The organism is Micromonospora sp. CV4 (assembly GCF_003667455.1).
Taxonomy (GTDB): domain Bacteria; phylum Actinomycetota; class Actinomycetes; order Mycobacteriales; family Micromonosporaceae; genus Micromonospora.
Genome location: NZ_RCVI01000342.1, coordinates 1 through 18,992 on the forward strand (window position 1 = coordinate 1; position 18,992 = coordinate 18,992).

An 18,992-nucleotide genomic window follows, 5' to 3' on the forward strand; every position below is an offset into this window, starting at 1 on the left:
GGTGCGCGTACCGCCGGAGTGGTGGGCCGGGGCGGGGCCGGCGGTGGCGGAGCCCAGGGCGACGCGGCGGCCGAGGGACTGCCCGCCGACGGGCGCATCGCGGCCAGAGTCGCCAGGGAGAGCGTCGGACCGGACAGCGCGGAGCGTGTCCCGGCATCGTCCGCCGGAACGGGACCGGGAGAGCGGTCATCCGGGGCGAGCCGGGGTGCCGGCGGCGCCGGGCGCCGCTCGGCCGGCGCGGGAGCGGCTTCGCCGAGGTAGTGGCGTGCGGCGCGTACCGCCGGGTGGTGCTCCCCGAGCACGGCGGGTCCGGCGGTGGCGACGCGGGCGTAGTTGCGGCGGGCCTCGTGGCGGTTGCCCAGCTCCTCGGCGACCTCCGCGAGTTCGAAGGCGAGCGCGAGCATCGCGGGATCGGAGTGCTCCCAGCGCCGCTCGCCCGCGGCGAAGGCCTCCTCCAGCAGTCGGCGGGCGGCGAGCGGGTCGTCCGCCTCCCGGTGCAGCCGGGCCAGCAGATGCGCCGTGTGCAGGACCTCGGGGTGGTCCTCGCCGTACGACGGGCGGGCGGATCCGACGGCCTCCGTGAGCAGCTGCTTGGCGGCGCTGAGGTCGCCAGCAGCGCGCAGGGCGAGGGCCCGGTGCTGGGCGGCAGCCAGAGGAGAGGGATGGGGCACGTGGCAATGCTGCCGTCAGACGGGTGCCGGACGCTACCCGGACACGCCTTCAGCGGTTCGTCGGTGACCCCTCGCGAGGCGGTCTGAGCAGCGGTGGGAGCGCCTCGATGGAGGGGCCGGATGGCGATGTGCATGATCCACGAGTGGCGTGTACAGTAACTCCCCGTGCGGCCCGCTGGGCCGACCCTCGGGTGTCAAGATCATCCAGGTCGGCGAGGTAGGCTGAACGAGCAAGTCCGGGTGGCGGAATGGCAGACGCGCTAGCTTGAGGTGCTAGTGCCCGTATAGGGCGTGGGGGTTCAAGTCCCCCCTCGGACACAAACCATAACCCCGCGGTGCGCGCTGAGATCCACTACAGCGCGCACCGTTTGCGTTTCTGTCTGGTAGGTCAGCCGGAGGCCTAGCTGCTGGTAGGCCTCGGCCTCGTCGGCGGGATCGGCGTCGCGGAGCACGGTGGTGATGTCGCCGAGCGCGTTCACCAGGGTCGTGATTTCTGCTCGGCTCATCCTGCGCGGGGCGGCGTCCGTGTTCGCCCGTCGTGTATACCAGCCGTTGCGGCGGGTCACCACAGCTCATCCAGGGCCGCGATCTGCTTGCGGAGGGTTCGGGCGTCCTGCGGAGGCAGGACGGCGACGGCGACGTCCAGGATCCAGCGCACCTCGGGCGGGTTCGGACAGCACTCCGTCACTCCGCAGCCGGCAGTCGGGTCCCACAAGCGACGCCAGGGGTGGCGCACGAGCCATGACCAGGTCCCCAGTGCATCAGACACGGCCTGGTCCCAGAGGCGGGTGCGTTCGAGGTAGGCGATGGCCTTCAAGCCGCGGGCCGAGAGCCCGCGGATGACAGACGTTGACCCGTCAAGCGGTCGGCGGTAGATGAAGTACCCGGTTGCCTGTCGTGGTTCCCCACGCGCTTTCGGGTCGCTTGGTGCCGCATCCCCAACTGGCGTTGGGGGTACATGCCGTCGATGCGCTTACATCCTGGTGAGGTCGAGGCCGTTGGTTGGCGGGTTGTGACCGTGTTCGACGCCGTCCGGCAGCTACGCGATGCATCACCAGACGTCACCGGGCGTCCGCGGCTGATCGCCATCGATGGCCGCGGGGGTGCAGGCAAAACGACCCTGGCTGGGAGGCTGCGAAAGGTGGAACCCCACTCCGCCATCGTGCACACCGACGACGTGGCCTGGAACCACGCCTATTTCGACTGGGGCGCCGTACTCAGCGAGAACATCCTGCAACCTCTGCATCGCGGGGAATCGGTGGACTTCCGTCCCGACGCCTGGATCAGTCACGATCGGTCCGGATCGATCACCGTTCCCGCCGGCCTTGACGTCGTTTGGGTCGAGGGCACCGGCATCATCCGGGAAGAAGTCGCCCCGTGGTTGGACGCCTCGCTCTACCTGCAGGGCGATCTTGATGAACAAGAGCGCTTGCTGGTTCGTCGCGACGGCAACTCGTCCGAACAGCAGGAGCACGTGGCGAACTGGCTGAGGGAGGAAGTGCCCTTCATGCTGCGAGAACAGCCGTGGCTCCGAGCCACCCTGATCGTCGCGGGCCCTTCACGGATGGCCCACGACCCGGACACCGAACTGGTCGTAGCCCCACCCATCAGCCCCTAGCACGCGTTCTCAATATCAATCTTCCGCACTCTCATGCCGCCGCTCTAGCCGGGGTCGGCGCAGAGTTGGGAGGTCAAGGCGCTGCGGGCCCACTCTTCCCACGTGTCCGGTGACCAGTCCCGGTCGCGGACGAAGATCAGGTAAAGCTGCGGGCTGAGCAGGCCGAACAGCAGGTCCGCCGCCATCTCGACGGAAAGTCCGGGACGGATGTCGGGCTTGCCGGCCAGGGCTTCCGCCGCTGCGTAATGCACCGTGTAACGCGGGTCGGGGCCGTCCGGCCACTGTGCGGCGATCTCAGGGTCGGTGGCTGCGGCAGCCGCGATCAGCGGCATGATCGGGGCGACCCGGCTCAGGATCTCGCGGGTGCCGTGGACGTACGCGCGCAATTGCCCGGCTGCTGTGGGTTCGGCGCACGCGGAGCGAAACCACTCACGATCCATGGTGGCGACCGGCTCGGTGTCCCCGGCGATGGACGTGTCGACGACGTCCTTGAACAGCGTGCGCTTGTTGCCGAAGACGAAGTAGACCGTCTGGACGGCCACGCCCGCCCGGTCCGCGACTTCTTGCAGGCTCGTCGCCCCGTAACCCTGCGCGACGAACAGCTCGCGAGCCGCCCCGACGACCTTTTCGCGGGTGCGGCGGGAGCGCTCGGCTCGCTTGTCCGGCCGCTTGACTTGGTCCATATCGCGAGTCTATATCTAGAGTGTATCACTAGAGCCCAGCTCTATATTCTTGGAGGCGGCGATGGATCAGCCCAACGCGACCCAGAAGCCGGAGCCGGATCTGGCCTCGACGCAGCGAGACCCGGAGGAGGAGTCTGTCCACCGCGCACTGGAGGGCTACTACCGCACCGGCAAACCACCGTGGGACACCGGCGTGACGCCACCCGAACTGGTCGACCTGGTAGAGGGGCACGGGGCGCTGCCACCCGGCCGCGCCCTCGAACTCGGCTGCGGCACGGGGACCAACGCCATCTACCTCGCGCGGCACGGCTGGGAGGTGGCGGCCGTCGACCTGATCGACCGCGCCGTTCACCAGGCCAGGGAGAAGGCTGCGGCGGCGGGAGTGGCGGTACGGCTGCTGCACGGAGACGCCACCCGCCTGGACAAGCTGGACGTGCCGGGCCCCTTCGACCTGTTCTTCGACCTGAGCTGCTACTGCGGGGTCCCGCTGCACCGCCGCGACGCCTACGCCGCCGGGCTCACCCACCGCGCCGCTCCCGGAGCACGGCTGCTGATGTTCGGGTACGGCCCCGAGCCGCTCGGCAATCCGATCCCCGAGGTCACGTCGTGGGCGGCCGGCGTCACAGCCGACGAGCTCCGCGCCAGGTTCCCCGGCTGGGAACTAATCGACGTCACACCGGGCACCAACTCGGTGCCGACCTTCTGGTTCACGCTGCGCCGCGACGCCTAGCAATCTCCGGTCGCGGGTTTCTGTGGTTTGCGCCAAGTAAGTCCCGCCACGGGGCGCCGACTCTGATCCGCCACCGGATCCCGTCAATGAGCTGCCGCTTCGTCCATCTCGACGGCCGACCCGGCCTACGTCCCGCGGGCAACACCGGCTCCAGGGCCGCCCACTGCGCGTCGGTCAGGTCGTGCCGCCTCGTCACCGCCACAGTGCCCACGAGGTCTCCGTGCTGATGGTCTTCTTCGTCGATGGACCATCTACCGGAGACCTCGCCATTTATCGATCACCGACGCGCCGGGATCTCATGGTCCCCGCTACCGCCGGTTCGGCATAGACCCGAGTTGTGCAGGCGGGCGAAAGTCGCCCCGGTCGAAATGAGGTGCTAGATGATCCTGACGCCTGCCAGGCTGCGCGGCATGGACGTTCGTCTTGAGCCTTGGTCGGAACCCGCGCTCGACCTCCTGCGCCGGATCAACACTCCGCAGATGCGTCGATACGTCGGCGGTCCCGAGCCGGAGGAACGACTGCTTGCCCGGCACCGCCGATACCTTGGCATGCCGGCAACTGGGCGCGGTTGCATGTTCGCCGTGCTGCTTGGCGACGAGATGGTCGGCAGCATCGCCTACCACCAGCGTGACTGGCAGGGCGAGCAGATTTACGAGACCGGCTGGAACGTCCTACCGCCCTACCAGGGCCGAGGCATTGCCTCCGCAGCCGGCACCGCCCTGATCACCATCATCCGCGAGACTGCCTGCCACTCCGACGCGCCCCACAGCCTGCACGCGTTCCCCTCAGTCGAAAACGCCCCCTCCAACGCGATCTGCCACCGCCTTGGCTTCACTCTCCTCGGCCCCTGCGATTTCGAGTACCCGCCGGGTAGCGGCTCCCTGATGCGCAGCAACGACTGGCGCATCGACCTCGCCCCCTCCGGCCGGCCTGCCGTCACGCCGCGGCGCGACCGCCTGTGACTTCGACACAGGCCCTGGTGGTCGCCCTGCAGCATCGCGCGCGGCTTGGCCATGACGACCGCCGCAGTCCTGCCAATCCACCTCGACAGCGCCGGCGAGACGCACTGATCTGCCGCTGATCGAACGCGTAAGCGGCCGGTGCGGCCATCGCTATGCGTAGCTGGGCGCCGTTCGGCAGGTGTGCGTTGTCGATGTCAGTGCCCGGTAAGGGGCTATGCCCAGGACGGGATGAACCGGCCGACGTAATCGCGAGCGTGCGGTCGTTCATACGATCGCGTCTTGGCTGTCCCGTTCCCGGTCGGCGGCGCGCAGCGTCGAACTGGCCACCGGCGACCGTACCCAGAAGGTTCCAACGTGTCTGACGATCAGCAGGCCCGATTGATTGAACACTTTCTCGCGAGTGTGCGGCGGTGACGAGCCCGGGTGGCCGGCACGTTGCTCTCGTGGTCGCGGTCGAGCGGTACGAGCATTCGTCGGTGCATGATCTAGCCGCGCCAGCTGCCGACGCGGGTGCTCTGGTGGCGTGGTGGCCAGCCGTACCACCGTTGGCAGACCTCGTTCGCCGGGCCGCTCAGCAACTGGGCGCCGCTCGACAACCAAACCCGGTAGTACCGGCTGCCCTGTCCGGGGCAGCCGGTGACTCCGTGCTCGATGTCGTCGTGCAGGCCGAGCGCGACACCCCGGATGGGTTGAACGAGCGGACCACAGCTATTACGAGCTGAGCGGGTCGCACAAGCTCCAGTTCGTCGGCCAGCCTGGACTGACGCCGGTGTACGTCTTGCAGTAGCGCTTGCCGTTCAAACCGTAACCTCGGATTGTCAGGGGGTTGAGGGGATTCCTCGTGTCGAGCCCGGCGATGAACCCTCCGCCCATGGAGCGCCACGGGATCCATGTCGTACGCGCGGGGTTGGAGTAGGTCTGCCAGACAGCCTGGTCCCAACCGATGATGAACGTCTCCTGGTGCCCGTCCGACCAGTAGGCGTTGACGAGGAAGTATCCGGGTCCACACATCGACCCGCCTGTTTGGGCGCCCCGAACTACGTAAATATGGTGGTTCGTCCGATTGCATTGCGTGACGTCAAGCGACACTTGCTCGACCCGGGAGACCGTTGCGGCCGCCGCGGCCGCTGCCGGTTGAACCGCCACAACCGACGTGGACAAGACCGCCGCCGCCGACAGCAGCCCGGTCGCCAGCCGTTTGAGTCTTCTCATTCTGAGTTCCCATCCTCGTGATGTTGGTCGATGTGCCAGGGGGCATCGACGTTCCTCGTCCATCGACGATGTTCTGTCTGATTCAGGTCCAGACGATAACCACGACGTGTTGGGATTCTGTTGGTTCACCGCTGGACCGCGTTACGCCGACGAACGGCAGTGACTTCGCTGCCTTCGCCGGCTCCATTCACGAGCGCAGCTAGATTTGCGCGAGCTTCAGAATTGCGCTGAGCGTCATCGGCGGCGGGATCTGCGCCGGCGTCAAGGGCAGCCCTGTATTGCGCGAGCTTCGTGCCACAGGCCGTGATGGTGGCCCGGGCTGCGGCCGTGGTTGGCCTGAGCTCATCCCCTGGTTGGGCATCGGTCATGGTCCTGATCGTTTGTTCGAGGTGGTCCGGGGCGAACGCGGATGCCAACTACTGGTCAAGGGGGTCGCTGAGGGCGTCCTCGCGCAGGTAGACGTTGCCGGAGGTGTCGACCTCGTTGGCGAAGACGTACCCCCGGGAAACGGCAGCGGTAGTAGGCGGCGCCGTGGCTGTACTGGCCCTGCAATCCGGCGCCGGCAGGCTGCGCAGTAGATCAATCATGAGGTCCCTGAAGTGTTCCGCTCGCTGTTGGATGGCAAGCTCGTGTTCCATGATCGATGATTTCGCGAAGGACTGCCTGCATGGCCGGCTCAAGGGGATCCGGGAGGCACTGGTCTGGAAGCTCGACGGCCTGTCCGAATACGACATCCGGCGTCCCCTGACAGCGACGGGGACCAACCTCCTCGGCCTGGTGAAGCACATGGCGACGTTGGAGGCCTGGTATTTCGGTGAGGTCTTCGGCCGCCCGTCCCCGGATGCGCTGGGGCGATGGCAGGACGCGGACGGCAGCGACCTGTGGGTGACCCCGGGCGAGACCCGCGAACAGATCATCGACTTCTATCAGCGTGCCTGGGCGCATGCGGACGCGACGATTCACGCGCTTCCCCTCGACGCGCCCGGCCACGTGCCGTGGTGGTCGCGGCCGGACGTCAAGCTGTTCGCCATCATGATCCACGTCCTTCAGGAGACCACCCGGCATGCCGGACACGCGGACATCCTGCGTGAGCAACTCGATGGCCGCACCGGGTTGAGGTCTGAGTACGAGGAGCAGATCGACACGGCGGCCCGCGAGGCGTACCGGGCGAAGATCGAGCAGGCTGCGCAGGAAGGGGCGGGCGGCGACTGATCAGGCATCTGTCCTGTAGGACAGAGGTGCAGGCAGGCGAGCCTCAAGGCGCGAACTGTCAGCCGTGAAGACGGGGGACCTTGTCGACGAAGTACCACGGACGTGTTGTTGACGTCGACGAGGCGTACCGCACCCAGCTCGGGAAGTCCTGGCTGATCCACGAAACGGAGTGCCTCAGCGGCGGCGTGCCGAGGCGATGAACAGCGGGATCGCGAGGAACAATCTGCCCTCTTGCGCTCGTCGGGCCTGATCGGCGGTCCATGCCCTGTGCTGCTCGCGGGTGATCGCTCCGGTCGCGTGCGCGGCGTCGGCAAGCCCGCTGAGCAGCGGCAGCATCATCGCGTCGGTGAACACACCGGTGTGCACCTCAACCGTGGGGTCGGCAAAGCCAACCTCCAGCAGCAGGTTGCGGTAGCGGCGAGCTGCCCGTGGATTCGTGACCAGGTCGGCGCGGGCATGGACGATCGTGCGGGTCAGCGCTGGGTCATCGGCGTCAATGACGAAGGTGTCCCAGTCCTGTCCCGCTAGGACGATGCGGCCGCCTGGCGTGAGGACCCGCCGTGCCTCGGTGAGCGCCCGGGCCGGGTCGGCCAGGTTGTGGAAGAGCTTGTCCGCCCGGTATCCGGCCACAGCGGCGTCCGGCACGGGCAGCGCATACGCGTCGCCGATGCGGAAGTCGACCTCGGGCCAGCGCTGCCGGGCCAAGACGATCATGTCGTCGCTGAGGTCCACACCTATTGGTCGCGCGCCTCGTTCGCCGAGTTCGGCAACCGCACGGCCAGTACCGCAGCCGACATCGACGACCGCCGCGTCTGCCGGCAGTGCGAGCAGGTCGAAGGTGCGTGCACGCAGCGCGGCGGCGCCAGGCAGCGCGTCGGCGACATCGAGTAGCCGGATCAACGATGCGCTGTCGGTCCGCCTGGTGGGATCAGGGGTCGTTGACATGCACATCACGCTGCTACTTAATGTCGACATGACGTCAACCGTCAATCCTGGCTCGATGAGCATCGGCGAGATCGCTCGCCGATTCGGTCTCGCCCCGCACGTGTTGCGGCACTGGGAGTCCGTAGGGTTGTTGTCACCGTCGCGGGCGGTGGCCGGCCGTCGCCGCTACGGCCCGGACCACCTCTACCAGATCGCGGTCATCCTGCGCGCGAAGGAGGCCGGGTTCGCCCTGGACGAGATCCGGCAGATGTTCGTCGCGCAGGGCCCGACGCAGCGCACAGCAACCTTGCGGCGGCACCGAGCCGAGCTGGCCAAGCGGATCGCGCAGGCCCAGGCATCACTGGAACTGATCGACTGCGCACTCGCGTGCGATCACGAGGACATCACCCGGTGCCCGCACTTCCAGGCGATGGTGGCCGAACGCATCGGCCTCGACGCGCCCGTGTGACGCCCATCTAGCCGCAGCGCTGGAATTCAGTCGGATGCTGGCGGAGAAGGCGGTGCTCGACGCTCCACTGATCGAGCGTTGGGCCCAGCTGGTACGGCTACTCGCCGAGGGCAGCAGGAACAACCCGGTCGGCACCTACAGGTGGGGGTGCCGACGGCTGTCGGGGAGGTCCGGGGATCAACGACAAGAACCTGTACGACGTCCCACCGTCACGCGGTCGCGGGCGGAGTCTGCAACGCGTCGACGACCACCCAACATTGGCTCAATCGTTGTCGGTAGTGCAGCACCCGTCGGCGCAGGCGTTACCGTCGCTGTCTGCGGCGGGGGAGCGCAGGGCGGCACCGGGGGCGCAACAGGTGTCGCCGCGCCAGGCTTCGCGACCCTCCTTGACTGCGACTGCGGCGATGATGAGGGCGGCGGCCGGGTCGGCCCACCACCAGCCGAAGAGCGAATTGACCGCCAGTCCGACCAGCAGCACCGCGGAGAGATAGGTGCACAGCAGGGTCTGTTTGGAATCGGCGACCGCTGAGGCTGAGCCGAGTTCCCGTCCCGCGCGGCGCTGCGCAGCCGACAGCACCGGCATGACCGCCAGGGACACCGCAGCCAGGACCAGACCGATCGTGGAGTGCTCTGCGCGGTCGGCGCCGACCAGCGCGCGCACCGATTCGACGGACACGTAGGCGGCAAGAGCGAAGAACGACAGCGCGATGATGCGTAACGCGGTGCGTTCCCGCCGTTCGTGGTCGGGGCCGGAGAACTGCCAGGCGACCGCGGCGGCGGAGGCCACCTCGATGACGGAGTCGAGCCCGAAGCCGATCAGCGCGGTCGAGGAGGCCATCGTCCCGGCGGTGATCGCGACGATTGCCTCGACGATGTTGTAGGTGATCGTCGCGGCGACGAACAGGCGCACCCGCCGAATCAGGATCGACCGTCGGGCCGGTGACGGGCCAAGCGACACGAGCGGCAGTGCCCCGCTCATCAGCAGCACTCCTCGGACTCGGCGGACGGGCAGGCGGCCGGATCGACAGCCAGGACCAGGCCGAGGAGGTCCCCGAGGGCGTGCGCGAGCCGGGCGTCGGCGAGCTCGTAGCGGCTGCGGCGGCCCTCCGGCACGGCGACGACCAGGCCGCAGCCACGCAAGCACGCCAGGTGGTTGGACAGGTTCTGCCGACTCGTGCCCAGCAGGTCGGCCAGGTCGGCCGGATAGCCGGGGCCGTCGCGCAGCGCGAGCAGAAGCCTGGCCCGGACCGGGTCGGACAGCGCATGACCGAAGCGGGCCAGGACCTGTCCGTGCGTCAGCGTCTTCACCACCTAACGATACATCCAATGATGAATAAACGCGACACTGAACTATTCTGCCCGCAAGCCTTGACGGGGCGAGTGCGCTGGTCCGGCGACATGCCTGCGTGGGACGAGGACCAGCCATCCGGGCAGTGCGGTGTCGATCGCATGCGCCACCCGCCAGTACTCATCTGCAGCGATCCGCTCCCACTCCGGCAGCGCGTCAAACCGGTCATTGTTGTCACACACCCAACAGTTCACGGTCGGCACATTAGACAACAGCGGGTCGATGCAAGAGCTCGACGACTTCTGAAACGCGACCTGGCCCTAGGCCGGCGCGGAGCAGGCCAACGGGGCCGTCTGCGGGGCGGCGAGCCGGTGCGGCGAGCCGCGCGACGCCGCCGAGCGCGGCGAGCAACCCACGTCCAAGTCGCATGCCATACCTCCTGATCAAAGCGCCGGACGTGACAGTTAACTCTGTTAAATGTGAATTCGCAGTAATGTGTCAGCACTTGGTTCACGGCGTGAAGCAGGCCGCCGGGGCGGCCGGGAGAGGATGGCGGCGGACGTGGACGCCAGACGCACCACCGTGCGCGACATGCGTCGTGCCAACCGGTCGGTCCTGCTCACCCGGATCTGGCTGGACGGCCCGCTGAGCCGCCACGAGCTGGGGCAGTCCACCGCGCTGAGCCTGGCCAGCGTGAGCAACCTGGTCGGCGAGATGATCGCCGAGGGCCTGGTCGAGGAGGCCGGCTTGGTCGAGTCCGACGGCGGCCGTCCGCGGGTGCTGCTGCGGGTCGCTCCCGGCTACGGCTACCTGGTCGGAGCCGACGTCGGCGAGACGCGGGTGCAGGTCGAACTCTTCGACCTGGCGATGACGGCCCTCGCCAAGGCGGAGTACCCGATCGCCGCCGCCGAGCCCGACCCCCGGCAGGTCACCGACCACCTGCTGCACGGTCTCACCGCGGTGATCGAGCAGGCCGGCATCGACCCGGCGGCGGTGCTCGGCTTCGGCGTCGCCGTCTCCGGCACCGTCGAGCGCGCCGCCGACGCCGTGGTGCACGCGCAGACCCTCGGCTGGGACGGCGTGCCACTCGGCGCCATGCTGCGCGCCGGCACCGACATCCCGGTGCACATCGACAACGGCGCGAAGACCCTCGGCCAGGCCGAGATGTGGTTCGGTGCAGGCCGCGACGTCCGGCACGCGGTCGTTGCCCTGGTCGGCTCCGGCGTCGGGGCCTGCGTGATGGCCAACGGCGTGGGCTACCGCGGCGCGCACAGCAGCGCCGGCGAGTGGGGGCACACCACCATCGTGTACGGGGGCCGCCGCTGCCGCTGCGGCAACCTCGGCTGCCTCGAGGCGTACGTCGGGGCGGAAGGGGTGCTCGACCGGTTCCGCCAGGCCAACCGCGGTCGCCCGGCGGCCGGTGGCGACGAGGAGACCGCCTTCGGCGAACTGCTGCGCGCCACCAGCCGCACCGCCGCCAAGGTGCTCGACGAGACGGTCGGCTACCTCGGCGCCGGGGTGGCGAACCTGGTGAACCTGTTCAACCCCGAGCGGGTGGTGCTGGGCGGCTGGGCCGGCCTGGCCCTGGGCGAGCGCTACCTGCCGCAGATTCGCGAGGTCACCGCGCGGCACGCGCTGCGCCAGCCGTACGCCCAGACCTCGATCGAGCTGTGCCGGCTCGGACCGGACGCGGTCGCGATGGGCGCGGCCACCCTGCCCATGGCCCGGCTGCTGCGCGACGGCGCCAAGGTCACCCGAGCGGCCGGGTCAGCGCTCCCCGCGCACCCGCCGGACGGTGTCGCGGTACCACTGCGCGCTGCGCTTCGGCGTACGCCGCTGGGTGTCGTAGTCCACCCGGACGATGCCGAACCGCTTGTCGTAGCCGTACGCCCACTCGAAGTTGTCCAGCAGCGACCAGGCGAAGTAGCCGCGCACGTCCGCGCCGGCCTCCCGGGCCCGGGCCACCGCCCGCAGGTGCTCGGTCAGGTACGCCACCCGGTCGTCATCGGCCACGAACCCGTCGGCGTCCGGCTTGTCGTCGAAGGCCGCCCCGTTCTCGGTGATCACCAGCGGTACGCCCGGGTAGTCCCGGTGCAGCCGGACCAGCAGCTCGGTGAAGGACTCCGGCACGATCTCCCAGTCCATCGCGGTGCGCGGCAGGTCCCGGCGGATCACCCGGCGCACCGGCTTGCCGTGCTCGTCCCGGTCCCGGCCCTGCTCGTCCAACCCGGAGTGGACCTGCCCGAAGTAGAAGTTCACGCCGAGCACGTCGATCGGGGCGGAGATGACCTCCAGGTCGCCCTCCTGCACCGGGATGCGGACACCCTCGGCGGCCAGGTCGGCCACCACGTCCTGCGGGTAGGAGCCACGGAACACCGGATCGAGGTAGAGCCGGTTGCCCAGCCCGTCGGCGGCCCGGGCGGCGTCCCGGTCGGCCGCGCTGTCGGTGGCCGGGTCGGCGGTGGACAGGTTGACGGTCAGGCCGAGCTCGATCGGGGTGGCCGCCGCCGCACGCAGCCGCTGCACCGCCAGCCCGTGCCCGAGCAGCAGGTGGTGCGCCGCGGCGATCCCGTCGCCCAGGTTCCGCCGGCCCGGGGCGTGGTTGCCGTACGCGTACCCGAGCATCGCCGAGCACCACGGCTCGTTCAGCGTGGTCCAGGTCTTCACCCGGTCGCCGAGGGCGCCGAAGACCAGCTCCGCGTAGTCGGCGAACCGGTAGGCGGTGTCCCGGTTCGGCCAGCCGCCCGCGTCCTCCAGCTCCTGCGGCAGGTCCCAGTGGTAGAGCGTCACCCACGGGTCGACCCCGCGGCCCAGCAGCTCGTCCACCAGGCGGTCGTAGAAGGCCAGGCCGGCCCGGTTGGCCGGCCCGCGCCCGCCCGGCTGCACCCGTGGCCAGGCCACCGAGAAGCGGTAGGTGTCCAGGCCCAGGTCGGCGATGAGCGCGACGTCCTGCGGCATCCGGTGGTAGTGGTCGCAGGCCACGTCCCCGTGGTCGCCGTTGGCCACCGCCCCGGGGACCCGGCAGAAGGTGTCCCAGATCGACGGCGTCCGGCCGTCCTCGGCCACCGCACCCTCGATCTGGTACGACGAGGTCGCCACCCCCCACCGAAAGGTCGGCGGGAGGGTGTCGATCGGGTCGGCCTGCCCGGTGGTGGTCGGGCGGGTGAGGTCGGTGTCCATGGTTCTCCTCGCGGTTGCGGGTGGTTCGGTCGGACGGGGAGCGGGGGTCAGCGGGGGCCCCCGGCGGCGACCGGGTGCAGCCAGCAGGCGACGTCCCGGCCCGGTTCGGCGGCACCCAGTGCCGGCACCTTCTTGTCGCACGGGTCGAACGCTTTCGGACAGCGCGGGTGGAACGCGCAGCCCTCCGGCATGGCCCGCAGGTCCGGCGGTGAGCCGGGAATGCCGGTCAGCTCGCGGCGCGGACCGCGCAGCGCCGGGAAGGAGTGCAGCAACCCCTCGGTGTACGGGTGCAGGGCCCGCCCGTACAGCTGAGCGGCGGGCGCCTCCTCGACGATCCGGCCGCCGTACATGATGGCGATCCGGTCGGAGAACTCGACCAGCAGCGACAGGTCGTGGGTGATGAACAGCACCGCGAAGTCCAGCCGCTCCCGCAGCTCGGCGAGCTGGCCGAGGATCTGCCGCTGCATCACCACGTCCAGCGCGGTGGTCGGCTCGTCCATGATGACCACCTGCGGCTCCAGCGCCAGCGCCATGGCGATCATGACCCGCTGCCGCATCCCGCCGGAGAGCTGATGCGGGTAGCTGTCCAGCCGGTCCGCGGCGATGCCGACCAGGCGGAGCAGGTCCCGGGCCCGGGCCAGCCGACCCGCCGCCGTGCTCGTCGGGTCGTGCGCCTTGATCACGTCGAGCAGCTGGGTGGAGACCTTGTGCACCGGGTTCAGCGAGTTCATCGCACCCTGGAACACGATCGAGGTCTCCGCCCAGCGGAACTTCCGCAGCTGCGCCGGGCTGAGGGTCAACACGTCGACCGGCGGCCCGTCGGCCGGGTGGTAGATCACCTGGCCGCCGCTGACCACGCCGGGCGGCGGCAGCAGCCGGGTCAGCCCGTACGCCAGGGTGGACTTGCCGCTGCCACTCTCCCCGGCCAGCCCCAGCACCTCGCCACGGTGCAGGGTCAGGTCGACGTCGCGGACGGCGTGCACCGCCGCGTCGCCGAGCCCGTAGTCGACCCGCAGTCCACGGATCTCCAGGACCGGATCAGTCATGGTGCGACCTCCTCTCGGGGGACCGGCACCGTACGCGGGGTAGGGGCCAGCACGGGGGTGAAGCCGACCCGCATCCGCACGCTGCGGCCGTCGGCGGTGCGGATCCGGGTCCTGCCGGCGCTGCGCAGCCGGGGGCTGACGAACTCGTCGATGCCGAAGTTGATCAGGGCGAGGGCGGTGCCGAGCAGCGCGATGGCCAGCCCGGCGGGAACGAACCACCACCAGGCGCCCTGCGCGAGGGCCTGCTGGCCCTGGGCCCAGAACAGGATGGTGCCCCAGTTCCAGGACGAGATCGACGAGATGCCGATGAAGGCCAGGGTGATCTCCGACATGACGGCGAAGATGACGGTGCCGACGAAGCCGGACGCGATGATCGCGGTGAGGTTCGGCAGGATCTCGAACAGGATGATGCGCCACGGCCGCTCGCCGGTGGCCCGGGCCGCCTCGACGTAGTCGCGGCGCCGCAGGGACAATGTCTGGGCGCGCAGCACCCGGGCGCCCCACGCCCACGAGGTGCAGCCGATGATGAGCGCGACCAGCGTGTCGCTGGCCTGCTCGACGATCGACGTCACGATGATGATCAGCGGCAGCGCGGGGATGACCAGGAACACGTTGGACAGGGCCGACAGGCCCTCGTCGGCCGCGCCGCCGATGTAGCCGGCGGTCACTCCGATGAGGATGGACAGGATCGTCGCCAGCACGCCGGCCACCAGTCCCACCACCATGACGCTGCGCGCGCCGACCAGGATCTGGCTGAAGATGTCCTGACCGAGGTGGGTGGTGCCGAACCAGTGCCGCAGCGACGGCGCCTGGAGCACGTCGCCGCTGCGCGCGTCCGGGTCGTACGGCGCCACCCACGGCCCGATCACCGCGAAGAGGCAGTAGATGCCGAGGATGACCAGCCCAGTGGCGGCCTTGGCGTTGGCGATGAACCGGAACCGGCGCCGCTTGGCCCGGCCCGGCGCGGCCGACGGCTGGGCCATCGCCCCCTGACCGGGGATGACCTGCTCGATGCTTGACGGTGAGATTGTCATCGCTCAGCTCTTTCGGGTCCGCGGGTCGAGAAGCAGGTACGCGACGTCGGCGAGCAGGTTCGCCACCAGCACGGAGATCGTGATGATCAGGAAGATGCCCTGCATCAGCGGGTAGTCCTTGGCGCCAACGGCCTGGAAGAGCTGGTAGCCGAGCCCGGGGTAGGAGAAGACGATCTCCACCAGCAGCGTGCCGCCGACGATGAACCCGAGCGACAGGGCGAAGCCCGAGACGTTGGGCAGCAGCGCGTTGCGGGCCGCGTAGCTGAGGGCGACCCGGCGCTCGGACAACCCCTTCGCGTGGGCGACCGTGATGTAGTCCTCCGAGGAGACGGTGACCATCATGTTGCGCATGCTGAGGATCCACCCGCTCATCGAGGAGACCAGGATGGTGGCGGCGGGCAGGATGCTGTGCTGGATCGCGCTCGGGATGAAGTACCCGTCGAACGCCGGCACCAGGCCCGCCTCGTAGCCGCCGGAGGACGGGAAGAAGCTTCCCGGGCCGGCGAACACGGCGATGGCGACGAGGCCCAGCCAGAAGTACGGGATCGAGGACAGGAACGTGGTGGCCGGCAGCAGGCCGTCGACCCAGGAGCCGCGCCGCCAGCCGGCGCCGACGCCGAGCGCGGTGCCGACGAGGAAGCTGATGATCGTGGTGATGCCGACCAGGCCGACCGTCCACGGCAGGCTGTCGCCGATCACCGTCGACACCGGCGCCGGGAAGAAGGTGAACGACAGCCCCAGGTCACCGTGGAGGAGCTGTCCCCAGTAATGCAGGTACTGCTCCCAGACGTTCTCGTTCGCGTCCAGCCCGAACAGCACGCGCAGCGACTCGATGGCGTCGGCGCTGATCCGGCCCTGGTTGCGCGAGATGAGGGCCTGCACCGGGTCGCCCGGGACCAGCCGCGGGATGAAGAAGTTGAGCGTGATGGCCGCCCACGCGGTGAACAGGTAGAAGGCCGTGCGCTGCAGGAGGAATCTCATCGTGTCTCCCCCTGGGTAGCGGCGTCCCGCTCGACCGCCGCCGGGGGCGGTGGCACGGCCGGATCGGCGTCGGGCGCGGCGGAGCCGGGAGTGTCCGCGGCGACGGTGACCGGGTCGTAGAGCCAGCAGGCCGCCCAGTGACCGGGCCGGTCGCCGATGGTCAGCCGTGGCGGCAGGTCCACCGTGCAGCGCCGCATGGCGTGCGGACACCGGGGGTGGAACCGGCAGCCGGCGGGCGGGGTGATCAGGCTCGGCGGCTCGCCCTGACCGCGGTCCTCCCTGGCGGCCGCGTCGACGCCGGCGCCGGTGATGCGGTCGGGGTCCGGCGCCGAATCGGTGAGCAACCGGGTGTACGGGTGGGCCGGGTTCTGGGTGACGGTCTCACTGTCGCCGCCCTCGACCATCCGGCCCGCGTACATCACGATCGTCTCGTCGGCGAAGTAGCGGGCCGAGGCGATGTCGTGCGTGATGTAGAGGATGGCGATGTTGAGCCGCTCCTTGAGGTCCTGGAGCAGGTTGAGCACGCCGAGGCGGATCGAGACGTCGAGCATGGAGACCGGCTCGTCGGCGAGGAGCACCTCCGGGTCGGCGCCGAGCGCCCGGGCGATGGCGACGCGCTGCCGCTGGCCGCCGGAGAGCTCGTGCGGGAAGGCGTCCAGGTAGCGCTCGGGCGGGGTGAGGCTGACCCGGGTGAGCAGCTTGCCGAGGGCCGCGTCCAGCTCCTCGGCGCCGCGCCCGGCGTTGCCGTGGATCCGCAGCGACCGGGTGAGGTGGTAGCGGACGGTGTGCACCGGGTTCAACGACGCGAACGGGTCCTGCAGGATCAGCTGGACCCGCCGCACGTACGCCCGGAACGGACGACCGCCGCGCACCCGGGTCGACGTGCCGTGCAGGCGGAGGTCGCCGGCGGTGCGGGGGTAGATCTGGGCCAGCAGCCGGGCCACCGTGGACTTGCCGGAGCCGGACTCCCCGACCAGCGCGGTCACCCGGCCGCGACGCAGCGCGAACGATACGTCGTCGACGGCGTGCACGACTGCCGGCGTCCGGGAGAAGAGGTTACGCAGCCGCCTGCGGACGGGGAAGTGCTTGGTCAGGCCGACGGCCTCCAGCACCACCTCGTCGGCCGGCGCCGCCGCGCTCTCGCTCAACGTCATGCCGAGTTCCTGTCTGAGCGTGGGGTGCGCCTCCCCGGCCGGCCGGGAGCCGGCCGGCCGGGGAGGCGGTTGGCGAGGTCAGCCGTTGGCGGGCTTCAGGTGCAGCACCACGTCCAGCGCGTTGGGCTGGGTGGGCTGCATGGCGCCGTACGGGTTCGAGTCGTCCGGCCAGCCGGTCCAGTTCTTCGTGCTGTACGCGCCGCCGATGTTGTCCGCGCCGACCGGGATCATCGGCATCTGCTCGACGAAGATCTTCTGCAGCGTGTTCATCGCGGTGGTGCGCGCGGCTTCGTCGGTCGCGTTCGCGTAGGCGACCAGGGCGTCGGTCGCCTCCTTGTTGTTGAAGCGGCCGAAGTTGCCGGCGGGGGAGGCGGTGCCGATCGGCTTGAGCTGCCGTCCGTCCATGATGGTCCGGTAGATGTCGTACGGCGTGGCGCCGCCCTCGGTCCACCGGAAGGTCGCCTCGAAATTGCCCTGCTCGACGTTGCGGAACCAGGCGTCCTGGTTGGCCTTGTCGACCGTGGCGGCGATGCCGATCTTCGACAGGTTGTCCTTCACGATCTCCAGGCTGGTCTGGTAGTCGGACCAGCCGGCCGGGTCCGTCAGCTTCAGCGTGACGGCCTTGCCGGTCTTGTCCTTGAGGACGTTGCCCTCGAGCTTGTAGCCGGCGCCGGTCAGCAGCGCCTTGGCGCCCTCGACGTCGACCTTGTGCTCCTGGCCCTTGAACTCGGGTGCGACGAACGAGTCACCGGCCGGGCTGGGCAGGCCGGTCACGCTCTTCACCTGCGGGTGGAAGTAGCCGGCCTCGGCCGTGGTGAAGATGTCGGCACGGTCGATGACCATGTTCATGGCCCGGCGCAACGTGGGGTCGTCGAACGGCTTCTTCGTGGTGTTGAGGTAGAGGCCGTGGATGCCCAGGATCGCCGGCGCCCACACCTTGTGGTGGTCCTGGTCCTTGGCCACGAAGACGGCCTGGTAGTTGGGGATGAAGACGAAGCTCCACTCCGACTCGCCGTTGGCCAGGGCGGTGGTCTGCGCGCTGTTGTCCGTGTAGGACGTGTAGCGCAGCTCCTTGACCTTCGGCAGGTCCTGCCAGTAGCCGCTGTCGCGCACCGCCAGGGTCATGCTGGCCGGGGTGAACGACTTCAGGGTGTACGGGCCGCTGCCGACCGGCTGCTTGACGGTGTCGGTCGTCGGGTCGCTGATCTTCTCCCAGATGTGCTTGGGCACGATCGGCACCCGCCACAGCACCTTCTGCTGGTTCACGAACTGCGGGCTGGCCATCTTGATGGTGACCTCGTTGCCGCTGGCGGTCGCGTCCGTGTAGGGCACGCCCTGGTCGTTGAGCGCCGGGTACTTCTTGACCAGGTTGTAGGTGAAGGCGACGTCCTCGGCGGTGACCTTCTGCCCGTCCGACCAGGTGGCGTTGTCCCGGATCGTGACCTTGACCGAGGTGTAGTCCGACGACCACTCGGCCTTGGTCGCCAGCCACGGCTTGAACGGGTCGGCCGGCTTCACCGGGTTCCACATCATCAGCGGCTCGAAGATCTGCCAGCGGTAGCCCAGCGAGGCCGCGGCGGACGTGGTGAGGAACGGGTTGTTGTTCTCGGCCTGCGGGCCGTTCGGCATGCCGACGTTCAGCACCGTGGCAGCCTGGTCGTTCTTCTTGTTCGCGTTCGGGCTGTCGCCGCACGCGGCGACGCCGGTGGCCATCGCGCCGGCCAGCGCGACGGCGAGGAACTGCCTTCTTCTCATGGAGGTCTCCCTCGGTGCTCCCGCAATCCTCGAGCGGGATGTGGTGGATGGAGGGTGTGCGGTGTTGCCACCG

At 69.4% G+C, this 18,992-nt stretch carries 20 protein-coding genes, 1 tRNA gene and 2 pseudogenes; 7 read left to right on the top strand and 16 right to left on the bottom strand.

The window, feature by feature from the left end:
• The coding region (locus tag EAD98_RS23775; protein ID WP_147457473.1) for a tetratricopeptide repeat protein at window positions 1-671 on the bottom strand (671 nt) is incomplete at its 3' end.
• A 234-nt stretch (window positions 672-905) separates the two neighbouring features.
• Here EAD98_RS23775 and EAD98_RS23780 point away from each other — a divergent pair.
• Window positions 906-989, top strand: a tRNA-Leu gene (locus EAD98_RS23780).
• On the opposite strand, the gene EAD98_RS23785 is transcribed toward EAD98_RS23780, so the two are convergent.
• Both EAD98_RS23785 and EAD98_RS30755 read right to left on the bottom strand, forming a co-directional pair.
• Entirely contained in the window at window positions 971-1,237 is a 267-nt protein-coding gene (locus EAD98_RS23785) for a hypothetical protein (protein ID WP_147457474.1), read from the bottom strand. The genes EAD98_RS23780 and EAD98_RS23785 overlap by 19 nt on opposite strands.
• Window positions 1,234-1,488, bottom strand: coding sequence for a hypothetical protein (locus EAD98_RS30755; RefSeq protein WP_147457475.1), 255 nt, complete (start codon window positions 1,486-1,488; stop codon window positions 1,234-1,236). The genes EAD98_RS23785 and EAD98_RS30755 overlap by 4 nt, the downstream gene beginning before the upstream one ends.
• 201 nt (window positions 1,489-1,689) lie before the next feature.
• Between EAD98_RS30755 and EAD98_RS23790 the strand changes: the two genes are divergently transcribed.
• Complete coding sequence (locus EAD98_RS23790) at window positions 1,690-2,289, top strand: uridine kinase (RefSeq protein ID WP_121656295.1); 600 nt, start codon at window positions 1,690-1,692, stop codon at window positions 2,287-2,289.
• Window positions 2,290-2,333: 44 nt separating this feature from the next.
• Here EAD98_RS23790 and EAD98_RS23795 read toward each other — a convergent pair whose 3' ends face one another.
• Entirely contained in the window at window positions 2,334-2,972 is a 639-nt protein-coding gene (locus EAD98_RS23795) for a TetR/AcrR family transcriptional regulator (protein WP_121656225.1), read from the bottom strand.
• A 61-nt stretch (window positions 2,973-3,033) separates the two neighbouring features.
• On the opposite strand from EAD98_RS23795, the gene EAD98_RS23800 reads away from it, so the two are divergent.
• Window positions 3,034-3,702, top strand: a complete 669-nt coding sequence (locus EAD98_RS23800; RefSeq protein ID WP_121656226.1) for a class I SAM-dependent methyltransferase — start codon at window positions 3,034-3,036, stop codon at window positions 3,700-3,702.
• A 37-nt stretch (window positions 3,703-3,739) separates the two neighbouring features.
• Here the strand turns inward: EAD98_RS23800 and EAD98_RS23805 are convergent.
• Window positions 3,740-3,913, bottom strand: a pseudogene (locus EAD98_RS23805) (transposase); the annotation flags it as partial.
• Between the two features lie 169 nt (window positions 3,914-4,082).
• Between EAD98_RS23805 and EAD98_RS23810 the strand changes: the two are divergent.
• Complete coding sequence (locus tag EAD98_RS23810; RefSeq protein WP_233583946.1) at window positions 4,083-4,664, top strand: GNAT family N-acetyltransferase; 582 nt, start codon at window positions 4,083-4,085, stop codon at window positions 4,662-4,664.
• 711 nt (window positions 4,665-5,375) lie between these two features.
• Here the strand turns inward: EAD98_RS23810 and EAD98_RS30760 are convergent.
• Both EAD98_RS30760 and EAD98_RS31045 read right to left on the bottom strand, forming a co-directional pair.
• Window positions 5,376-5,675 carry a hypothetical protein gene (locus tag EAD98_RS30760; protein ID WP_147457476.1) on the bottom strand — a complete coding sequence of 100 codons (300 nt, stop codon included), beginning with the start codon at window positions 5,673-5,675 and terminating at the stop codon, window positions 5,376-5,378.
• Window positions 5,676-6,292: 617 nt separating this feature from the next.
• Window positions 6,293-6,463: a hypothetical protein gene (locus EAD98_RS31045; protein WP_158609836.1), complete on the bottom strand. Its 171-nt coding sequence runs from the start codon at window positions 6,461-6,463 to the stop codon at window positions 6,293-6,295.
• 49 nt (window positions 6,464-6,512) lie between these two features.
• On the opposite strand from EAD98_RS31045, the gene EAD98_RS23825 reads away from it, so the two are divergent.
• Window positions 6,513-7,088: a DinB family protein gene (locus EAD98_RS23825; RefSeq protein WP_121656229.1), complete on the top strand. Its 576-nt coding sequence runs from the start codon at window positions 6,513-6,515 to the stop codon at window positions 7,086-7,088.
• 174 nt (window positions 7,089-7,262) lie between these two features.
• Here the strand turns inward: EAD98_RS23825 and EAD98_RS23830 are convergent, their stop codons facing one another.
• Window positions 7,263-8,033 (bottom strand): methyltransferase domain-containing protein, encoded by a 771-nt coding sequence (locus EAD98_RS23830; RefSeq protein WP_121656230.1) that lies wholly within the window; start codon window positions 8,031-8,033, stop codon window positions 7,263-7,265.
• On the opposite strand from EAD98_RS23830, the gene EAD98_RS23835 reads away from it, so the two are divergent.
• On the top strand, window positions 8,032-8,481 hold the full coding sequence (locus tag EAD98_RS23835) for a MerR family transcriptional regulator (RefSeq protein ID WP_199723519.1): 450 nt from the start codon (window positions 8,032-8,034) through the stop codon (window positions 8,479-8,481). The genes EAD98_RS23830 and EAD98_RS23835 overlap by 2 nt on opposite strands.
• A 262-nt stretch (window positions 8,482-8,743) precedes the next feature.
• Here the strand turns inward: EAD98_RS23835 and EAD98_RS23840 are convergent, their stop codons facing one another.
• Together EAD98_RS23840 and EAD98_RS23845 are read right to left on the bottom strand one after the other, a co-directional pair.
• Window positions 8,744-9,460: a cation transporter gene (locus tag EAD98_RS23840; RefSeq protein WP_121656299.1), complete on the bottom strand. Its 717-nt coding sequence runs from the start codon at window positions 9,458-9,460 to the stop codon at window positions 8,744-8,746.
• A complete protein-coding gene (locus tag EAD98_RS23845) occupies window positions 9,460-9,789 on the bottom strand; it encodes a helix-turn-helix transcriptional regulator (RefSeq protein ID WP_121656298.1) in 330 nt (109 codons plus the stop codon). Before EAD98_RS23845 ends, EAD98_RS23840 begins: the two co-directional genes overlap by 1 nt.
• Before the next feature lie 847 nt (window positions 9,790-10,636).
• On the opposite strand from EAD98_RS23845, the pseudogene EAD98_RS23855 reads away from it, so the two are divergent.
• Window positions 10,637-11,425 (top strand): annotated as a pseudogene (locus tag EAD98_RS23855) (ROK family protein); the annotation flags it as partial.
• A gap of 111 nt (window positions 11,426-11,536) precedes the next feature.
• Here EAD98_RS23855 and EAD98_RS23860 read toward each other — a convergent pair.
• The 6 genes from EAD98_RS23860 to EAD98_RS23885 all read right to left on the bottom strand — a co-directional run bounded on the left by EAD98_RS23860 (window position 11,537) and on the right by EAD98_RS23885 (window position 18,919).
• Window positions 11,537-12,949 carry a GH1 family beta-glucosidase gene (locus tag EAD98_RS23860; protein WP_121656231.1) on the bottom strand — a complete coding sequence of 471 codons (1,413 nt, stop codon included), beginning with the start codon at window positions 12,947-12,949 and terminating at the stop codon, window positions 11,537-11,539.
• A gap of 47 nt (window positions 12,950-12,996) precedes the next feature.
• Complete coding sequence (locus EAD98_RS23865) at window positions 12,997-13,995, bottom strand: ABC transporter ATP-binding protein (RefSeq protein WP_121656232.1); 999 nt, start codon at window positions 13,993-13,995, stop codon at window positions 12,997-12,999.
• Entirely contained in the window at window positions 13,992-15,029 is a 1,038-nt protein-coding gene (locus EAD98_RS23870; protein ID WP_199723520.1) for an ABC transporter permease, read from the bottom strand. The genes EAD98_RS23865 and EAD98_RS23870 overlap by 4 nt, the downstream gene beginning before the upstream one ends.
• A gap of 3 nt (window positions 15,030-15,032) precedes the next feature.
• Window positions 15,033-16,010 carry an ABC transporter permease gene (locus EAD98_RS23875; protein ID WP_121656234.1) on the bottom strand — a complete coding sequence of 326 codons (978 nt, stop codon included), beginning with the start codon at window positions 16,008-16,010 and terminating at the stop codon, window positions 15,033-15,035.
• A complete protein-coding gene (locus EAD98_RS31905; RefSeq protein ID WP_121656235.1) occupies window positions 16,007-17,164 on the bottom strand; it encodes an ABC transporter ATP-binding protein in 1,158 nt (385 codons plus the stop codon). The genes EAD98_RS23875 and EAD98_RS31905 overlap by 4 nt, the downstream gene beginning before the upstream one ends.
• Window positions 17,165-17,242: 78 nt before the next feature.
• On the bottom strand, window positions 17,243-18,919 hold the full coding sequence (locus tag EAD98_RS23885) for an ABC transporter substrate-binding protein (RefSeq protein ID WP_121656236.1): 1,677 nt from the start codon (window positions 18,917-18,919) through the stop codon (window positions 17,243-17,245).
• Window positions 18,920-18,992 lie beyond the last annotated feature (73 nt).

Coding starts and splice junctions, on each gene's coding strand:
- EAD98_RS23835 (WP_199723519.1), top strand. CDS start 8,032: ATGCACATCACGCTGCTACTTAATGTCGACATGACGTCAACCGTCAAT.
- EAD98_RS23860 (WP_121656231.1), bottom strand. CDS start 12,949: ATGGACACCGACCTCACCCGCCCGACCACCACCGGGCAGGCCGACCCG.
- EAD98_RS23810 (WP_233583946.1), top strand. CDS start 4,083: ATGATCCTGACGCCTGCCAGGCTGCGCGGCATGGACGTTCGTCTTGAG.
- EAD98_RS23885 (WP_121656236.1), bottom strand. CDS start 18,919: ATGAGAAGAAGGCAGTTCCTCGCCGTCGCGCTGGCCGGCGCGATGGCC.
- EAD98_RS23870 (WP_199723520.1), bottom strand. CDS start 15,029: ATGACAATCTCACCGTCAAGCATCGAGCAGGTCATCCCCGGTCAGGGG.
- EAD98_RS31045 (WP_158609836.1), bottom strand. CDS start 6,463: ATGATTGATCTACTGCGCAGCCTGCCGGCGCCGGATTGCAGGGCCAGT.
- EAD98_RS23800 (WP_121656226.1), top strand. CDS start 3,034: ATGGATCAGCCCAACGCGACCCAGAAGCCGGAGCCGGATCTGGCCTCG.
- EAD98_RS23825 (WP_121656229.1), top strand. CDS start 6,513: ATGATCGATGATTTCGCGAAGGACTGCCTGCATGGCCGGCTCAAGGGG.
- EAD98_RS23795 (WP_121656225.1), bottom strand. CDS start 2,972: ATGGACCAAGTCAAGCGGCCGGACAAGCGAGCCGAGCGCTCCCGCCGC.
- EAD98_RS31905 (WP_121656235.1), bottom strand. CDS start 17,164: ATGACGTTGAGCGAGAGCGCGGCGGCGCCGGCCGACGAGGTGGTGCTG.
- EAD98_RS23830 (WP_121656230.1), bottom strand. CDS start 8,033: ATGTCAACGACCCCTGATCCCACCAGGCGGACCGACAGCGCATCGTTG.
- EAD98_RS23840 (WP_121656299.1), bottom strand. CDS start 9,460: ATGAGCGGGGCACTGCCGCTCGTGTCGCTTGGCCCGTCACCGGCCCGA.
- EAD98_RS23875 (WP_121656234.1), bottom strand. CDS start 16,010: ATGAGATTCCTCCTGCAGCGCACGGCCTTCTACCTGTTCACCGCGTGG.
- EAD98_RS23865 (WP_121656232.1), bottom strand. CDS start 13,995: ATGACTGATCCGGTCCTGGAGATCCGTGGACTGCGGGTCGACTACGGG.
- EAD98_RS30760 (WP_147457476.1), bottom strand. CDS start 5,675: ATGTGTGGACCCGGATACTTCCTCGTCAACGCCTACTGGTCGGACGGG.